Source organism: Variovorax sp. J31P207 (assembly GCF_030316965.1).
In the GTDB taxonomy this organism is placed as follows: domain Bacteria; phylum Pseudomonadota; class Gammaproteobacteria; order Burkholderiales; family Burkholderiaceae_C; genus Variovorax; species Variovorax ginsengisoli_B.
Genome location: NZ_JASZYN010000002.1, coordinates 280,090 through 295,986, shown reverse-complemented (window position 1 = coordinate 295,986; position 15,897 = coordinate 280,090). Strand labels below are relative to the sequence as shown.

At 65.7% G+C, this 15,897-nt stretch carries 15 protein-coding genes; 9 read left to right on the top strand and 6 right to left on the bottom strand.

Annotation, left to right across the window (positions count from 1 at the left end; genetic code table 11):
- The first annotated feature begins 218 nt into the window (after positions 1–218).
- Positions 219–980, top strand: a complete 762-nt coding sequence (locus QTI68_RS07010; RefSeq protein ID WP_286520571.1) for a helix-turn-helix domain-containing protein — start codon at positions 219–221, stop codon at positions 978–980.
- Between the two features lie 30 nt (positions 981–1,010).
- On the opposite strand, the gene QTI68_RS07005 is transcribed toward QTI68_RS07010, so the two are convergent.
- Positions 1,011–1,637, bottom strand: coding sequence for an SCO family protein (locus QTI68_RS07005; RefSeq protein WP_286520570.1), 627 nt, complete (start codon positions 1,635–1,637; stop codon positions 1,011–1,013).
- Complete coding sequence (locus QTI68_RS07000; protein ID WP_286520569.1) at positions 1,634–3,244, bottom strand: linalool dehydratase/isomerase domain-containing protein; 1,611 nt, start codon at positions 3,242–3,244, stop codon at positions 1,634–1,636. Before QTI68_RS07000 ends, QTI68_RS07005 begins: the two co-directional genes overlap by 4 nt.
- Positions 3,245–3,429: 185 nt before the next feature.
- Here QTI68_RS07000 and QTI68_RS06995 point away from each other — a divergent pair, with 185 nt between their 5' ends.
- Positions 3,430–4,092, top strand: coding sequence for a TetR/AcrR family transcriptional regulator (locus tag QTI68_RS06995; protein ID WP_286520568.1), 663 nt, complete (start codon positions 3,430–3,432; stop codon positions 4,090–4,092).
- A 35-nt stretch (positions 4,093–4,127) separates the two neighbouring features.
- Here QTI68_RS06995 and QTI68_RS06990 read toward each other — a convergent pair whose 3' ends face one another.
- Both QTI68_RS06990 and QTI68_RS06985 read right to left on the bottom strand, forming a co-directional pair.
- The gene (locus tag QTI68_RS06990; RefSeq protein WP_286520567.1) at positions 4,128–5,720 is read right to left on the bottom strand and encodes an MFS transporter; all 1,593 of its coding nucleotides are present in this window, start codon (positions 5,718–5,720) and stop codon (positions 4,128–4,130) included.
- Between the two features lie 11 nt (positions 5,721–5,731).
- Positions 5,732–7,072: an HlyD family secretion protein gene (locus QTI68_RS06985; protein ID WP_286520566.1), complete on the bottom strand. Its 1,341-nt coding sequence runs from the start codon at positions 7,070–7,072 to the stop codon at positions 5,732–5,734.
- A 54-nt stretch (positions 7,073–7,126) separates the two neighbouring features.
- Between QTI68_RS06985 and QTI68_RS06980 the strand changes: the two genes are divergently transcribed.
- Entirely contained in the window at positions 7,127–7,705 is a 579-nt protein-coding gene (locus tag QTI68_RS06980) for a cupin domain-containing protein (RefSeq protein WP_286520565.1), read from the top strand.
- A 13-nt stretch (positions 7,706–7,718) separates the two neighbouring features.
- Entirely contained in the window at positions 7,719–8,174 is a 456-nt protein-coding gene (locus QTI68_RS06975; protein WP_286520564.1) for a carboxymuconolactone decarboxylase family protein, read from the top strand.
- Between the two features lie 21 nt (positions 8,175–8,195).
- On the opposite strand, the gene QTI68_RS06970 is transcribed toward QTI68_RS06975, so the two are convergent.
- A complete protein-coding gene (locus QTI68_RS06970) occupies positions 8,196–9,647 on the bottom strand; it encodes an efflux transporter outer membrane subunit (protein WP_286520562.1) in 1,452 nt (483 codons plus the stop codon).
- A 237-nt stretch (positions 9,648–9,884) separates the two neighbouring features.
- Between QTI68_RS06970 and QTI68_RS06965 the strand changes: the two genes are divergently transcribed.
- The 5 genes from QTI68_RS06965 to QTI68_RS06945 are packed head-to-tail and all read left to right on the top strand — an operon-like array spanning position 9,885 to position 14,813.
- A complete protein-coding gene (locus QTI68_RS06965) occupies positions 9,885–10,436 on the top strand; it encodes a flavin reductase (protein WP_286520560.1) in 552 nt (183 codons plus the stop codon).
- 39 nt (positions 10,437–10,475) lie between these two features.
- The gene (locus QTI68_RS06960; RefSeq protein WP_286520559.1) at positions 10,476–12,029 is read left to right on the top strand and encodes a 4-hydroxyphenylacetate 3-hydroxylase N-terminal domain-containing protein; all 1,554 of its coding nucleotides are present in this window, start codon (positions 10,476–10,478) and stop codon (positions 12,027–12,029) included.
- A gap of 9 nt (positions 12,030–12,038) precedes the next feature.
- Positions 12,039–12,920 carry an FAD synthetase family protein gene (locus tag QTI68_RS06955; RefSeq protein ID WP_286520558.1) on the top strand — a complete coding sequence of 294 codons (882 nt, stop codon included), beginning with the start codon at positions 12,039–12,041 and terminating at the stop codon, positions 12,918–12,920.
- Positions 12,917–13,897 (top strand): SphA family protein, encoded by a 981-nt coding sequence (locus tag QTI68_RS06950; RefSeq protein WP_286520557.1) that lies wholly within the window; start codon positions 12,917–12,919, stop codon positions 13,895–13,897. The genes QTI68_RS06955 and QTI68_RS06950 overlap by 4 nt, the downstream gene beginning before the upstream one ends.
- 34 nt (positions 13,898–13,931) lie before the next feature.
- Positions 13,932–14,813, top strand: coding sequence for an intradiol ring-cleavage dioxygenase (locus tag QTI68_RS06945; protein ID WP_286520555.1), 882 nt, complete (start codon positions 13,932–13,934; stop codon positions 14,811–14,813).
- Here the strand turns inward: QTI68_RS06945 and QTI68_RS06940 are convergent.
- Entirely contained in the window at positions 14,801–15,781 is a 981-nt protein-coding gene (locus tag QTI68_RS06940) for a LysR family transcriptional regulator (protein WP_286520554.1), read from the bottom strand. The genes QTI68_RS06945 and QTI68_RS06940 overlap by 13 nt on opposite strands.
- Between the last annotated feature and the right edge of the window lie 116 nt (positions 15,782–15,897).

Sequence of the window (15,897 nt, the reverse complement as noted above, 5' to 3'; positions counted from 1 at the left end):
TGCCAGTGCCCGCGTGTCACTTGACATAGTAGTCATCGGCGCTGTGCAGCGCGATCGCCCCGGCAACCCGGGCCGTCTTTGTCAGATGACATACCGAGTTTCCCGATCGGACATCGTGCAAGGGCGGAAGGACGTCAAGCTGGAGGCCCTACCTGCACAAAGAATCCGGAGTTCCCATGAGAACGCATGTTGTCTCTGCCTGGCCCGGCTCCTCGGCGATGAGCATCCTGATCTCGCATTCGAACGCTCTGATTTCTGCGGGTCTGGTGGCGACGATGCAGCAGTTGCGCGACTGCGAGATCCAGTGCAACACGGAGGGCGATGACATCGACTTCGCCAACCGGCTTGACGACATCGACTTGATCATCGCCGACTCCGCCTCACTGCCGCGGTCGACTCGGAGTGACCCCGGGGCGTGGCCCGCACCCGCGCGAGCGCGGCCGCAGATCGTCCTGTTGACAGCGTCGAGGGATGACGCGCCTGGGTTACAGGCATTGCCTCACGGCGTAAGCGCATGCCTGCCGTACAGCTGCCGTCAGGACGATCTGCTGAGGACGGTGTGCAGCCTGATGGGGACGATGGTCTTGCCTCGAACGCTGGGTGACTCGCATGATGCGAATGCCCGTCGGAAACGCAGCACCACCCCGCGAGGTGGTATTGCTCCATCTGCGCTGCATCGTGTGCGTGAGCATATCGACCAGAATCTTTGCGAGCATATCGACGTCGCTCAGCTGGCTGCCTTGACGGGTCTTTCAGCGTGCCACTTCTCGCGCGCCTTCAAGCAGAGCGTGGGCGTTCCGCCGCATCGATACGTGCTGTCGCGCCGCGTGCAGGCAGCGGCTGCCTTGATCAGGTCGACCGACAGGCCGATGTCCGATATCGCCTTGGAGGTCGGGTTCTTCGACCAGAGTCATTTCACCCGGGTGTTCACAGCGCATATGGGTGAGTCGCCGCGCCGGTTCAGGTATCTCCATCGGTGAAAGGCCGAGGCCCGATTCGCCAACCGTCGATCACACCGCTCCGCACTGGCCTTCCGAATCGTTGCCTTCGCTCGTCGGCGATGACGACGAATGCATTTGCTCGACCTCGCCCATGGCCAGCTTGCGGACCATGGTGACGGGATCGATGTTGTCGCCGAAGTGGGCAAGGTACCGCCCCTCGCGGTCGAGGAGGTAAGTGAATGCGGTGTGCGGCACGACATAGCCGCCGGGGGCCTCCGCATCCTCCTTCCGCCTGGCGAAGACCCTGAAGTTGGCCTTGGCGCTGTCGACCTGCGCGCGCGTGCCGGTCAGTCCCACGAAGGAGGGGTGGTAGTCGGCGAGAAAAGCGCGCATGCGCGCCGGCGTGTCGCGCTCCGGATCGACACTGATGTAGAGCGGTTGCAACCGCGCTGCCTCTTCTCCGAGGAGGTCGAGCGTGCGCGTCAATTTGGCGAGCTCGCGCGGGCAGACGACGGCGCAATGGGTGAAGCCGAAGAAGATCAGCTGAAAGCGGCCCGCATAGCTGCGCTCGGTGACTGGCTGGCCGAAGTGATCGACGAGGTCGTAGGCGCCTTTCACGGGCGGCGTCGCAAGGGCGGCTGGCGTGCCGCCGCAGCAGCACCCGGGCGCGGCACCCGCGGCGGCGGGGGTGCTCATTGCAGCTCCCATGCGAGGATCATGTCGGTGCTCCCGTTCAGATCGAACGCCAGCGTCATGTTGCCGTCCTCGACCCTCATGCCGACGCTCTCACGATCGACCTGCGCACCGTCGCGCAGCACGAGGCAGCGGCGACCGGCGTCGACACGATCAATGGTCAGCGAGAAGGACTGCAGGCCCGGCTTGCGTGGACTGAAGGTCAAGGCCAGCGCCTGCGTCTCGGCGTCGAAGCGCGCCCGCAGCAGGTCGAAGCCGGGTGAGATGGCGCTCACGACCGGCTGCTCGAAGTGCCTGGCATCCCAAGGCTTTTCGTACAGCGTGCGCAAGCCGTTGGCGACGTTGAGCCGCCCATAGGCAATCAACGCATTGCCGGTCAACGGGTCCATGTAGCGCATGTGGCCTTCGGCGTCCCAGCTCGCATCGTGGCGGGGGTAGTAGAGGCCGCCGTCCGCCCAGGTCGGATCCATGTAGAGGTCGGCATGCGCCAGGAGGCCATCCAGCAGTGGCTGATTGCCGAGTTCCGAAGCCCAGATCACCGCGTAGCCGAATTCGGGAGCGCCGAAGTTGTAGGTGGTGTCCTCGTCGGCGGGACGCGCAGTGCCCGCGGCCAGCGCCTCTCGCCGCGCCTTCACCACGGTCGGCGGCCGCAGCGACACCGTGCCGTCGGCATGGTGCTTGAACCAGTCCGTGGCCTGCGCCGGCGCGAGCGACTGGATCATCTCGGAATTCCAGGCGTTCATCACCGCGCCGAGCCAGGTGTCGGACATCGCCCGGCCGGGCGAGAAGAACACGTCCTGCTTCTGGCGCCAGAAATACTGGAAGTGTCCGTGTTCGTCGAGCATGCCCTTCTGCTGCCAGGCGGCGCGGTAGCTAGAGGTCGCTTCCTCGGCGAGCTGTGTGCCGTGCCGCAGGTCATGAAACCTGAAACCGAGCATCGGAAACTGGTTGCAGATCAGGAAGATGCAGTTTGGCTCGCAGGCCACGCCGAGCCAGCCGTTCTCGACCATCTGCCAGTAGATGGTGTCATTGATCTTCCGGAAGTCGTACTCGAACGTCTGCGGACCCAGGCCATAGAAGATCGGCTGGTGGACGAATGTGAGGGCGCCGGGCTGCGCATAGCGGTCGTCGTCGAACAGGACCGCGTACATGCCGGTCATCGCGTGCAGATGGCCGCTGTACATGATGTTCTCCTTCACCACCGGATCGATCCACGGCGCTCGCAGCTCGGTAAGGCCTGGATCGAGGAAGGGGCCCGACTGGCTCGTTTCCTTCCAATAACCCCAGACATCGCGCCGCAGCATCTTGCGGATCAACGTCTGCATGAGCGGCTGGAAGATGCACGGGGCTGCAGGCAGCCGGTGGTAGTGGGCGAGGCCGAGCGCATAGACCATCTTGGCGAGTTGGTAGCGATAGGCGTCCAGCCATTCCTGGCCCGGGTCTGCGGTGCCCATCAGCGACCAGTCGCCGTCAGGGCGGGCGGCAAGGTTCTCGATGTGGCGCAGGTGGCCGAGCTGCAACTTGTCGAGACGCGGTGATCGGGCGTCACATCGAAGCGCTTGCTCGAGCAGGACATCGTTGTCGATGAGGTTGGCGGGATTCGAGGACATTGGCATCGCTCCGTTTGAGGTGGCGCCACACGATTCATGCGCCGGATCGCATCATAAATGAACGCGTTCGATTAAGATGTCAGCGATTGTCAAGCACCCAGGCAGCGCTCCGGGCGACCTCGGCAAGTGAGGCCACCGGGCCACCCTATACGTCTCTCCGCCACTCTCACCGATCTTTCAGCGCCATGTCCTTCCGCGAACCCAAGAACGAGGTACTCAGCCGTGCCCGGACGCCGGAGGACAAGGCCAAGGTCAGGGACGCCTTCATCGCGGCCGGTCGCCGACTGCTGGCCGAGGGCGACCCCTCGCGGGTATCGCTTCGGATGATCGCCGCCGAAGCGGGCTATGCGCCCGGCGCGATCTACCAGTACTTCGCGGACCAGCGCGAACTCTTCTTCCATGTGCGTTCGCGCGACATGCATGCCGCGACGGAGCAGCTGCGCAGGCTCATCGCCCGGACGCGCGATCCCGCCAGGCGCGTTGAGAAGCTTTTCGTCGGCACCGCGGACTACTGGCTGGCGCACATGGAGGATTTCCTGATCATCTTTCCCGCGCCATCGACGCAGGACCCGAAGGTTGCACCGGGCGCGCTCCCGTTCGGCAGGTCCCCAGTCGTGCAGGAGAGCCTCGACCTTTACTACGAGACGGTTGACGGATTCTTCCGCACCCTGCCGCGAGCCCCCATGCCCTCCCGTCTCGCGGCGGACATGTTGATCGCCGCGGTTCACGGTGCGATCGTGTTCCCATGCATGACACGGACGATGGAATGGTCGGACACCCGCGCGATGGTGACTCGGCTGGTGACGACGGTGGTTCGCCAATGGAAATCTGCCGGGCAGGGTCGATGACACATCCGGCTCCCGAGCGACCGCGGGGGCGTGGGTCACGCTGACGATGTAGCGGTACGCCGCAGGTAGCGAAGCACGCGTTCCGCCAACACCGCCAACAGGCACAGTCCCGCCACGGCGGCGATCGAGACGAAGTAGTCCAGCGCGGCCATGAAGCTCGACTGCTGCTGCAGCAGTCCGTTGACCGTGGCGGTTGCCATGCGGGCGGCTGTTTCGGGGTCGTGCGTGGCGCTGTAGCGCAGTGCGAGGATGCGCAGCGTCTCCTGCAGCGCCAGGCTCGACGGGCCGAGCGCCTCGCCCACGCGCGCGTAGTGCAGGGTGGTGCGCCACTGGATGAAGAGCGTTGCGACGCACATGCCCGCGGCCACGCCGAATTGCGCGAGCACGTTCTTCACCTGGTTGGCATGCGAGAACAGGCTTTCGTCGCGCTGAAGGTCACGAAAGGTCTGCACGGCTGTCGTCGAAAGCACCGCGATCACGAAGGCGCCGTTGCACAGGAGCGCCGGCAGCAAATGGGCCTCGGGGTCCACCGTTTCGCTGAGCCTCCCCAGGAGGACGCCGCAGGCGGCCAGCAGCGAGAATCCCAGCACGTAGTAGCGCGTTGGCCCCGGGTTGCGCGGCACCAGGCGGGCCAGCAGGATCCAAACCATCACACCCCCCAAGCCGCCGACGGCCACGTAGCGGCCAATGACTTCCAGTGGCAGGTTCAGCCCTCGCAACAGCAGGAGCGGCACGGCCGTGTTGTTGCCGCCCAGTAGCGCGTAGCTGACGCCGAAGGCGGCCAGACCGACAAGGTAGCGGCGCTGCGACATTTCGTGCAGGCGGATGGCAGGCAGTTCGCTGCGTAGCACCAGCCATACCGCGAAGACGAGCGCGAGCAGGCCGATCGACGCATAGGCATACAGCGTCGGCCTCTCGGAGTAGAAGTCGAAGGCACTGCGCTGCAATGCAAACAGGATGAACGCGCTGCCGCCCGCCAGCGTGACGAGGCCGCGCGCATCGAAGGGCGCGCGCGTCGGCGGCGGCAGGTGCGGCAGCGAGAGTTCACCGAACAGCGTGATCAAGGCCGCAGGCACCACCTGCGCCGAGAAAGCAAGACGCCAGTCTTGCGCCGACAGCGCCGCCGATGCCAGCAATGGGCCGCACACGCCACCCCACGCAATGCCGGAAGCGAAGAACTTCACGCCGGTGAATCGCTTGGGCGATGGCGGGATGAGGTTCACCAGCACGCGCCCGGCAGTGAAGAAAGAGGCGCAGCCCATCGCCGTGATCAACCGTCCGGCTGCGAAGGTGGCCAGCGTGTCGCTCGTGGCGCACACGATGGCGCCAACCGCGAACAAGAAGCTCGCGCAGCGCATGAACCAGCGCCAGCCCATCTTCTCGACCAGCCAGCGGTGGTTGAAGATCATGCCAATGGCAGTGACGGCGTAGAACGTGGCCACCAGGCTGTATTCCTCGGGGCTGGCGCCGAGATCACCCATGATGGGCGCGGCGTTGAAGGCGAAGACACCTGTCTGCAGGAAGTCGCTGAAGGGCAGGGCGCCGATGAGCAGGAGCAGCGAAAGATGCTGCGTGCGCGACCTCGCGGGCGGGGCGGACTGTGCTGGGCTGGCGAGCATGGCGGGCATGTCTCAGGTGGTCAATCTGCCACCCGCACTCGAACGAGGTGCTCGTGCTTCTCTATCGAGTGCGAGCCAGGCGGGGATGTCGGAAATGCCGGCGTTCGGGTGGCCCCGGTCTTGCGCGTCGTCGCAGGGGTGCCCTCCGGCAGGTTCTCGCCGATGATCCGGCGCACCGCCTCGTCGGCCGCGCGATCCTCGCCGCCGAGGAAGGTGGTCACGGCCGCTGTCGGTGGCGCGACTTCGCCGAGCCGTGGTCCGTCGCTGCGCCGTGTGTCGACCGACACTTCGACCGACAACCCGATGCGCAGCGCATGAGCCGCCACCTCGCGCGGGTCCAGCTGAATGCGAACGGGCACGCGCTGCACGACCTTGATCCAGTTGCCGGTCGCGTTCTGCGCGGGTAGCAGCGCAAAGGCTGCGCCTGTGCCCGCCCCCAGCCCGGCGACCGTCCCGTGATAGCGCACGTCGTTGCCGTAGAGGTCGGACACCAGGGTTGCCGCCTGGCCCACGCGCAGGTGGCGCAACTGTGCCTCCTTGAAGTTGGCATCGACCCAGATGCCGTCCAGCGGCACCACCGTCATCAGGCCCGCGCCGGCCTGCACACGCTGGCCGACTTGCACGTTGCGCCGCGCCACGAAGCCGTCGACCGGCGCGTTCACTTCGGCGCGGTGCAGTGCGAGGTAGGCCTCGCGCACGCGTGCCGAGGCACGCAGCACGTTCGGATGGCGTTCGATCGTCGTGCGGTCGGTCAGCGACATGTTGGCCGCGAGTTGGGCCTGCGCAGCTCGCGAGGCGGCACGGGTCGACGCGAGCGCGCTGCGCGCCGACGTCAGTTGGGTGTTGGCGTGTTCGAACTCCTCACGTCCGACAGCACCGTCCTCTACCAGCGCCTCGCGACGACGCGCGTCGACCTGGGCGCGCGCCAGCTCCGATTCGAACCGGCTCACTTCCGCCTGCCGCAACGCGATCTGGGCGCCGAGCACCTCGTTGTTGGCATACAGCGTGCGCACTTCGCGCACTGTCTGCGCCAGTTGCGACTCGGCCTGGTCGAGGGCTACGCGCGAGTCGGCGGGGTCCAGCCGCGCCAGGAGCTGTCCCGCGCGCACGAAGTCGGTGTCGTCGGCGCGCACTTCCAGCACAGTGCCGGCGATTTGCGGCGTGATCTGGATCAAGTTGCCCTGCACGTACGCGTTGTCGGTGGTCACCGTGCCTCCGAGGCCGAGCAGACGGTAGCCGGCATAGCCGGACAAAGCGACCAGGACGAGGCCGCCGATGGCCAGGGTGATCCCGCGGCGCGATGCGTTGGCCGTGGGCAGGGGGGGCGGAACGGAGGCAGCGTTTTCGGTCGGTGTGTTCATGGCCAGGCTTCCCGGAAGCACCGATGGTCGGACGCGCGCCGGCGCGCTTCTTTCATGAATCGCGTCGATTTGGACGATACCGATCACGCGATACAGGCTCCGCCAGTTGTTGGCAGGACGCGGCCAAACACGCTTGCTTCATGCCATCGCGCGGCGTTGGATCGCGCCACGATCTCCACTTGTTCGATCACTCCGCAGGAGAACGTCATGCCCCTTCGAAAGTCCGCCATCGTCCTGGCTCTCGCTTGCACGGGAGGCTTGCTCTTTCACGCACCGCCCACCGACGCGCACGAGGCGGGCGAAGAGACCGTCTCGCCCAAGCTCACGCAGGCGCTGCCCAACGTGCCGGGCAAGACCTTCACCTCGGCCATTGTCGACTTCTCGCCGGGCGCGAAGGCGAAGCCGCACCGCCATGGCGACGCCTTCGTCTACGCCTATGTGCTCAAGGGGTCGGTGCGTAGCGCCCTGAACGACGAGGCGCCGCGTGTCTACCGTGCCGGCGACAACTGGTCCGAGCCGCCTGGCACGCGTCATCCCGTGACAGAAAACGCGAGCCGCACCCAACCGGCCCGCTTGTTGGTGGTGTTCGTTGCGAACACCGGCGACGCGCTCAAGACCCCCGATCAACCCTGAAGGAGAAAGCACCATGGAACAACGCCTGGACCATCAAGCCATCGCCCCCGAGGGCATGCGCAGCCTCGGTGGCGTCTACATGTATGTGCGCAAGTCGGGCCTGCCACACGAGCTGGTCGACCTCGTCTACCTGCGTGTGTCGCAAATCAATGGGTGCGCCTACTGCGTGTCCTCGCACTCGCGCGACTTGCTCAAGGCGGGCGTGCCGACCGGCACTTTGCTGATGCTCACGACCTGGCGCGAGGCCGGTAGCGTGTTTTCCGCACGGGAGCGCGCCGCGCTGCAATGGGCCGAATCGCTCACGCAAGTGTCGCAGACGCATGCGCCGGACGCTGACTACGAAGCCCTGTGCGAGCAGTTCACCGAACGCGAGCGCGTGGACCTGACCCTGGCCATCGGCCTCATCAATGCCTTCAACCGGCTGGCAATTGGCTTTCGCAAAACGCCCGAGGCCGTGTCGCCCGCATGACGGGAGCGCCTCGTCAGGCCTCTAGTACGTTCGATCGCTGTTCCCGGATGCGGTGTAGCCACCCCCGAGCGCCCGCATCAGCTCGGCCTGCCCGTCGAGGGCGCGGCCCCGCAGGTCGGCTGCGGCGCGACGTTGCGCCAGCACGCTCGACTCGGCCGTCAGCACGACCAGGTACGAGCCGATGCCGGCCTTGTAGCGCTGCACCGCGAGCCGATAGGCGCGCTCGGCGAAGACCTGCGCACGGGTCTGGTCTTGCTGCTGTCGATCGATCGACTGCAGCGCCAGAATCCGGTCGGCCGCGTCGCGGACCGCCTCCAGTACCGCTGCGTTGTAGGCGCCGATGGCGGCGTCGAGTTCGGCAGCCCTGGCCCGCTGGTTGGCGCGCAGCCGGCCGGCATCGAAGATCGGCAGTCGAATCGCGGGGCCGATGCCGAACTGACGGCTTCCGCTCTCGAACAGGTTGCCGAGGCCCAGCGCGCTGTAGCCCGCAAAGGCGATCAGGTTCACGCTGGGATAGAAGTCCGCGTGGGCGACGTCGAGGTCGCTGACGGCGACTTCGGCGCGACTTCGTGCGGCAGCGATATCCGCGCGGCGGCCGAGCAGATCCGCCGGTACGCTGGACGGCAGCGGCGCTGGACTGAGCTGCGCCATGCGTGGATCCAGTCCGGCAAGCGCGGAGGCGGGCTGAACGGTGAGCGCCGCCAGCGCGCTGCGGCGAGAGTCGATCTGTTCGTCCAGTGCCTCGATCGACTGCCGACTGTCGGGGATCGCCCCTTCGGCCTGCTGGAGATCGACCGCGGTATCGAGGCCCGCGCTGGTGCGGTGTCGTACCAGCGCCAGCACCTCGGCGCGCTGGGACAGCGAGCGTTCGGCCACTTCGCGCAGCGCAAGCAGGCGCGCCATCTGAACATACGTCCGCACGACCTGTGCCGCCAGCAACAGGCGCGCCATCGCGGCGTCGGCCTGCGTCGCACGCACCGTGCCGAGTGCCGATTCGAAGGCCGCGCGATGCCGGCCGAAGAAGTCCAGCTCCCAGACCATTGCAAGCTGCGCGGTCGCAAGATGCTGCCGCGTGCCAGCGACGGTGAGCGGGTAGAGCGCATGCTGCGGAAAGCGCTGCAGAGTGTCGTCGTAGCGGGCCACGATTTGCGGCCAGTCTTCGCTGTCGGCACGGTCTGCCAGCGCGTTCGCGCGCCGGAGGCGGGCCTCGGCAATGGTCATCGAGGGGTTGTCCCTGAGAGCCTTGTCCACCAGCGCGTCGAGTGACGGGTCATTGAAGATTCGCCACCAGTCCTCGTTGACCGAAACCGGCGCCGCGTCCTTGGGCAGGCCGAGCGCGGCACCGTCCAATCGTGACGCCGGGGGGTCGAGCTTCACCGGCAATGCGCAACTCGCCAGGAGCAGCGCGGTCGCCGCCATGAAGGAGGTGCTGATCGCAGTTCTGTTGCGCCGGAATGCATGGCGGGCGTTCATCGATGACCTCCGGATCTCGTTGGCCCCATGTTCCGCTGAACGCTTCATCGAATCTTTGACGATTCGCTTGAATCTAGGCCAGGACGATCACGTAGATGCCCTGGTGCCGACCCCCGATCGGGGAATAGTGTCTATTCCTCAGCGACCGATGGTGCTGCGCGCCTGCGCCGCCTACTATTTTCCTCACCTGCAGAGACCAGTCCGGCCTCTGTCTCAACGGCCCTGAGGAGCGCAGACATGACCCACCATGTATTGAACGATGCAGTCGAATCACTGGCCGGAGGAGGTGTCTCGGACCTCGAATTCCGGGAAGCGATGGCCCATGCGGTGACCGCCGTGACCGTCGTCACGACTGCCGGTCCCGCCGGCATCGCCGGGGTGACTTGCTCGGCCGTTGCTTCGGTTTGCGCGGACCCGCCCACGCTCCTCGTCTGCATGAACCGGCGCAGCTATGTCAACAGCGTCATAAAGACCAACGATGTGCTCTGCGTCAACTGGCTCAGCGCGCATCAGCGCAGCACCTCCGACCTGTTCGCCGGTGTCGGCGCCGTACCGATGAGCGAGCGCTTCGAGCAGGGCGGCTGGAGCACGCTTTCCACCGGCGCACCCTACAGCGAGGAAGCACTCGTCGCCCTCGACTGTCGCGTGGTCAGCGCGACGGAGGTCGGCACCCACAGCATTTTCATCGCCCATGTGCTGGCGACCGCAGCGCACACCGAAGAGCACCGGGATCCGCTTGTGTACTGCAAGAGGACCTATGCAACCACCCAGCCGACCGCTCACGTCTGAGCCCACGGCTTCGATCGTCACCACCACCAAGGAACAGCCATGCTGAGAACCGGAAAGCAATACCTCGAGTCCCTCAATGACGGCCGTGTCGTCTGGGTCGGCAACGAGAAGATCGACAACGTCGCCACGCACCCGAAGACCCGCGACTATGCCGAGCGCCACGCCGACTTCTACGATCTGCACCACCGCCCCGACTTGCAGGATGTGATGACTTATGTCGACGAGGCCGGCGAGCGCCGCTCGATGATGTGGTTCGGCCACCGGACCAAGGAAGAGCTCAAGAAGAAGCGTCGCTACCACGAGACAGTGATGCGCGAGATGATGGGTGCATCCTTCCCGCGGACGCCGGACGTCAACAACTACGTGCTGACGACGTACACCGACGATCCGATGCCCTGGCAGGCCCAGTCGATCGGCACCGAAGGCCAGCCGCTTGCTCAGCACATCACCAATTTCGCCGATTTTGTGCGCCAGCGCGACCACAACTGCGCGCCCAACTTCGTCGATCCGCAGATGGACCGCTCCAGCCCCGATGCCCAGGCCAGGTCCCCGGGTTTGCGTGTGATCGAGCGCAATGAGATGGGGATCGTGGTCGATGGCGTCAAGGCGGTGTCTACCGGTACTGCCTTCGCCGACTGGGTCCACATCGGCGTCTTCTTCCGTCCCGGGATTCCCGGAGACCAGATCATTTTTGCCGCTGTGCCGGTAGCCACCAAGGGCCTCAGCGTCGTGTGCCGCGAAAGCCTCGTGAAGGAGGATGCGATCGAGCATCCGCTGGCGTCCAAGGGGGACGAACTCGACGGCATGACCGTGTTCGACCACGTCTTCATTCCCTGGTCGCATGTGTTCCATCTCGGCAATGCCGAGCATGCGAAGCTCTATCCGCAGCGTGTCTTCGATTGGCTGCACTACCACGCACTGGTCCGCCAGATGGTCCGCGCCGAATTGATGGCCGGGCTGGCCGTGCTCATTACGGAACACATTGGCACGAGCAAGATTCCGGCGGTGCAGACGCGCGTTGCCAAGCTGATCGGTTTCCACCAGGCGATGCTGGCGCACGTGGTGGCAAGCGAGGAACTCGGCTTCCATACGCCGGGAGGACTCTACAAGCCGAACATCCTGATCTACGACTTCGGCCGGGCGCTGTACCTCGAGAACTTCTCGCAGATGATTTATGAGCTGGTCGACCTGTCGGGCCGCAGCGCGCTGCTCTTCGCGACGGAGGACCAGTGGGAAGACTCGAAGCTCAACGTGCTGTTCGAGAAGATGAACTCCGGACCGGTCGGCAGGCCGAAGGACCGCCTTCGCATCGGCCGCGTGATTCGTGACCTGTTCCTGACCGACTGGGGAAACCGGCTCTTCGTGTTCGAAAACTTCAACGGCACGCCGCTGCAGAGCATTCGCATGCTGACGATGCAGCGCGCGGAGTTTTCGGGCTCCGGCTCCTATGGCAAGCTGGCGCGCCAGGTCTGCGGCATCGAATCCGAAATCGACGACAACACCGACTACAAGGCGACGGCCGACTACGCGAAAGCGATGGACGCTGCGCGGCATCAGGAAAAGCTTTCGCTCAGCAGCACCCTCGCGATCTGAGGTGGTGCCATGAAGGTCATCCTTGACGCCAGTGGCTTCGCGATACCGGCCGCGGTCGTGTCGATCGGCATGTTCGACGGCGTCCACCGCGGTCACGCGAAGGTGCTCCGGCAACTTCGCGACCATGGCGAACGGCTCGGGCTGCCGACTGCGCTGGTGACCTTCGACCCGCATCCCCGCGCCGTCGTCCGGCCTGAGGCATGCCCGAGACTGTTGTCGAGCGTGGACGACCGCATGCAACTGCTGGCCGCGACCGGCGCGGTCGACCATTGCCTGGTGCTCCGCTTCGATCAGCAGCGAAGCCACCAGGACGCCGGGGCCTTCGTGCGCGACACATTGCTTGCGCAGTTGGGCATGCGCGAATTGATCGTCGGCGAGAACTTCGCCTGTGGGCGTGGGCGGGTCGGAACGGTCGCCTATCTCTCGTCACTGGGGTCGACGCTTGGTTTCAGCGTGTCGCCCGTCGCGCTCGATGCCGTGCCCGGCACGCAGGAGGCTGTGCGCAGTTCTTCCACCGAGGCGCGGCGCTTGATCCAGATCGGGGACTTGGCCGGCGCCTCGTCGGTCCTGCAGCGGCCGCACGAGATGACGGGCACCATCACACACACCTCCGGCGCCCCGCGGTCCCGCATCCACGCCGCCCTGGCGAGCGCCATGTGCGCGCCCGCCGAGGCGGACTATGTTGGCGCGGTCCGCCGCAACGGCTCGGCGGCTCCCTGGATTCCGGCCTTGCTGCGGGTGCGCGACGACCGACGGTCAAGGCGGCGAATGGTGCAGATGCAGGCGGTAGACGAAGTGGACGTTTCGCCCGGCGATGAATTGCGCATCCGTTTCGTCGACCGAGCCCGGCATGGAAAAGCGCCCAGCGGACAGGAAAGCATGCGCGCATGAAGGCCTTCACCCAATCCCGACGGCGAACGGCCAGCGTCAAGAGCCGTCGCAACCCGCCATGGAGCGCGCTGCTTGCGCTCGTCATCTGCTGCACCCCGGTGGGCGATGCGTTCGCCACCGAAGGCGGCGGAAACTCCTACCCGATCGGTGTAGACAACACCTTCGCCGGCTATATGCTGCCCGAGGGCGCTCACTGGCTGTTGTTCTATCAGCACTACACGGCGACCCAGTTCAAGGACAACACGGGCAGGGACAACCCTCGTTTCACCGACTTCCGGCTGCAGTCCGATGTGGTAGCACCGCGACTGTCGTATGTGTGGCCGGACGTCCTCGTCCTCGGTGCCAACGTCGAGACGCGGATCGTGCAGCCGGTCAGCGCGGTCGACCTCACCCTTGGAATCGCCCGGCCGGCGCCGCTCGCGCCGCTGGATCACGGTGGGCGGCATGGCGGGCTGTCCGACCTCTTCTTCTCACCGATCATCCTCGGCTGGCACGGCGCGACTTTCCATCAGACGCTGGGCGTGGAGACCAATCTGAGCACTGGCAGCTACGACGTTCACCGCTACGTCAACACCGGCCGCAACTACGACCAGGTCGCACCGGCCTATGCCTTCACCTGGTTCCCGACATCGCGCAGCGATATCAGCGCGAAGTTCCGCTGGGGCTTCAACGACCGCAACAAGGCGACCGGCTACCACTCGGGCAACGAGGCGTCGATCGAATTCAGTGCCGGCTTGCGCGCGACTTTGGAAATGCTCGTCGGGATCAACGGCTACATCTATCGGCAGACCACCGACGACGGGGTGAACGGTGTCCCGGTGAAGGGCAACAAGGGCCGCGTCAACGCGCTCGGGCCCTTCGCGAGTTTCCGTTTCAGCCCCAACTTCTCACTGACGTTGCGCGTCCAGTCGGAGTTCGGCGCGCGAAACCGTCCGCAGGGCACACGCTTCTGGGCCATGGCGCTGTGCCCCTTCTGAATGTCCGACCCACTTGTTTCAAGGAGACCCCACCATGCGCAACCTGAACCAGCACAACATCACCGATGCGGTGATTGAAAGATTTGCGGACACGCCGAGCCCGCGCCTGAAGCGTGTCCTGACGAGTCTCGTTCGGCACCTGCACGACTTCGCCCGCGAGGTCGCACTGACCGAGGACGAGTGGATGCAGGGCATCCAGTTCCTCACGGCAACGGGCAAGAAGTGCGACGACAAGCGGCAGGAGTTCATCCTTTTGAGTGACACGCTGGGCCTGTCGATGCTCACCATCATGATGAACCACGACAAGCCCGCAGGCTGCACCGAGGCTACCGTGTTCGGGCCTTTCCATGTCGAGGGGGCGCCGCGCTACGAAAACGGCGACGATGTCGGCAATGGTGCGAGCGGCGAGCCCTGCCTGGTGCGCGGCAGGGTGCGCTCGCTCGATGGCACTCCCATCGCGGGCGCCACGCTCGACGTCTGGCAGGCCGACAGCGGAGGTCACTATGACGTGCAGCACGCGGATCTCGACCATGCCCAGGGGCGCGGCGTGCTCCGCGCCGACGCGCAGGGCGGCTTCCACTTCCGCACCACTGCCGCTGTGGCCTATCCCATCCCCGATGACGGCCCGGTGGGCGACATGCTGCGCGCCACGCGACGCCATCCGTGGCGGCCGGCCCACCTGCACTTCATGGTGAAGGCACCCGGCTTCCAGACGCTGGTGACCCATGTGTTCCGCAAGGGCGATCCGTACCTCGATTCGGACGCGGTGTTCGGTGTGCGCGAATCGCTGGTGGGCGAGTGGGTGAAGCAGGCCGACGGCAGTTACCTGCTGGATTTCGACTTGGTCCTGAATCCCGAATCCGACGGGCCGGCCGCGGCGGCTTCGGTCCCGCAAGACGAAGCTCAAGCGGCCTGAGCGGCGTCGCGCAGGAACAGGCGGCGGAAGACTTCGCGCAGCCATTGGCTGCCCGGATCGCGGTGGAAGCGGTCGTGCCAGTACAGCGCGATGTCCATGCTGGGCAGTGGCAGGGGTGGCTCCACGGCGACCAGGTCCAGATCGTGGGCGAGAGCGACGCCCAGCGTGCGCGGCACGGTTGCGACGATGTCCGAGTTCCTGGCGATGTGCGCGGCAGCCGCGAAGGTTGGCACGCGGCACACGATGTTGCCGGACGGCAAGACCGATTCGAGCAGGCGCTCGGCATTCGCGTAGCCGTGTCCTGTGCCGGCCACCGAAACGAGTGCGTGCTGTTCAGCAACGAAGCGCTCGAGCGCCGTCGGTGTGCCTGCTTTGTCGGAATGCTCCATCAGGCTCCTGGCATCGAGTCGCGGATGTCCCTTGCGGAACAGGGAGACATAGCTTTCCGTCCACAGAGGATGTCGCCGGATACCTTGCGTGAGCGACTCGAAGGCGCCGATGGCCAGATCGACCAGGCCCGATTCGAGCCATTGGTCCAGGTGATGGACGTCGCAGGGAACGGCCTGCACGTGGACCTTGGGAGCCTCGACGCGAAGGATCGCGAGCAGCGGCGGGAGCAGCTGGACCACTGCGGCATCGATCATGAAGAAGGAGAATCGCCGCTCGGAGACCAGAGGGTCGAAGGGAGCATGGTCCGATCGCAGCGCGCGCACGCTATCAAGGATGGCGCGCACGGGTTGCGCCAGTTCGAGCGCCTTGGGCGTGGGCTCCATCTTGAGCGCAACACGCACGAAGAGAGGGTCGCCGAAGTAGATGCGAAGGCGCGCAAGCGTCTTGCTCAGCGCCGGCTGCGTCATGTTGAGCACGCGTGCGCAGCGCGTCAGATTGCGCTCAACAAGCAGGATGTCGAAGATCTGCAGATGCTGCAGATCGAGCTCGCCATCATTGATCCGGGGAATCGCGTCCATGTACTTCGGAGGTGAGCAAGGAGCGTACCTGCGCTGGAGGCGCACCGCAAGCGCCGCGAGGAGAGTTCCTCAGGACTGCGGCTTTGGCTCGGCGCAGGTGATCGCCCTGGCCCATC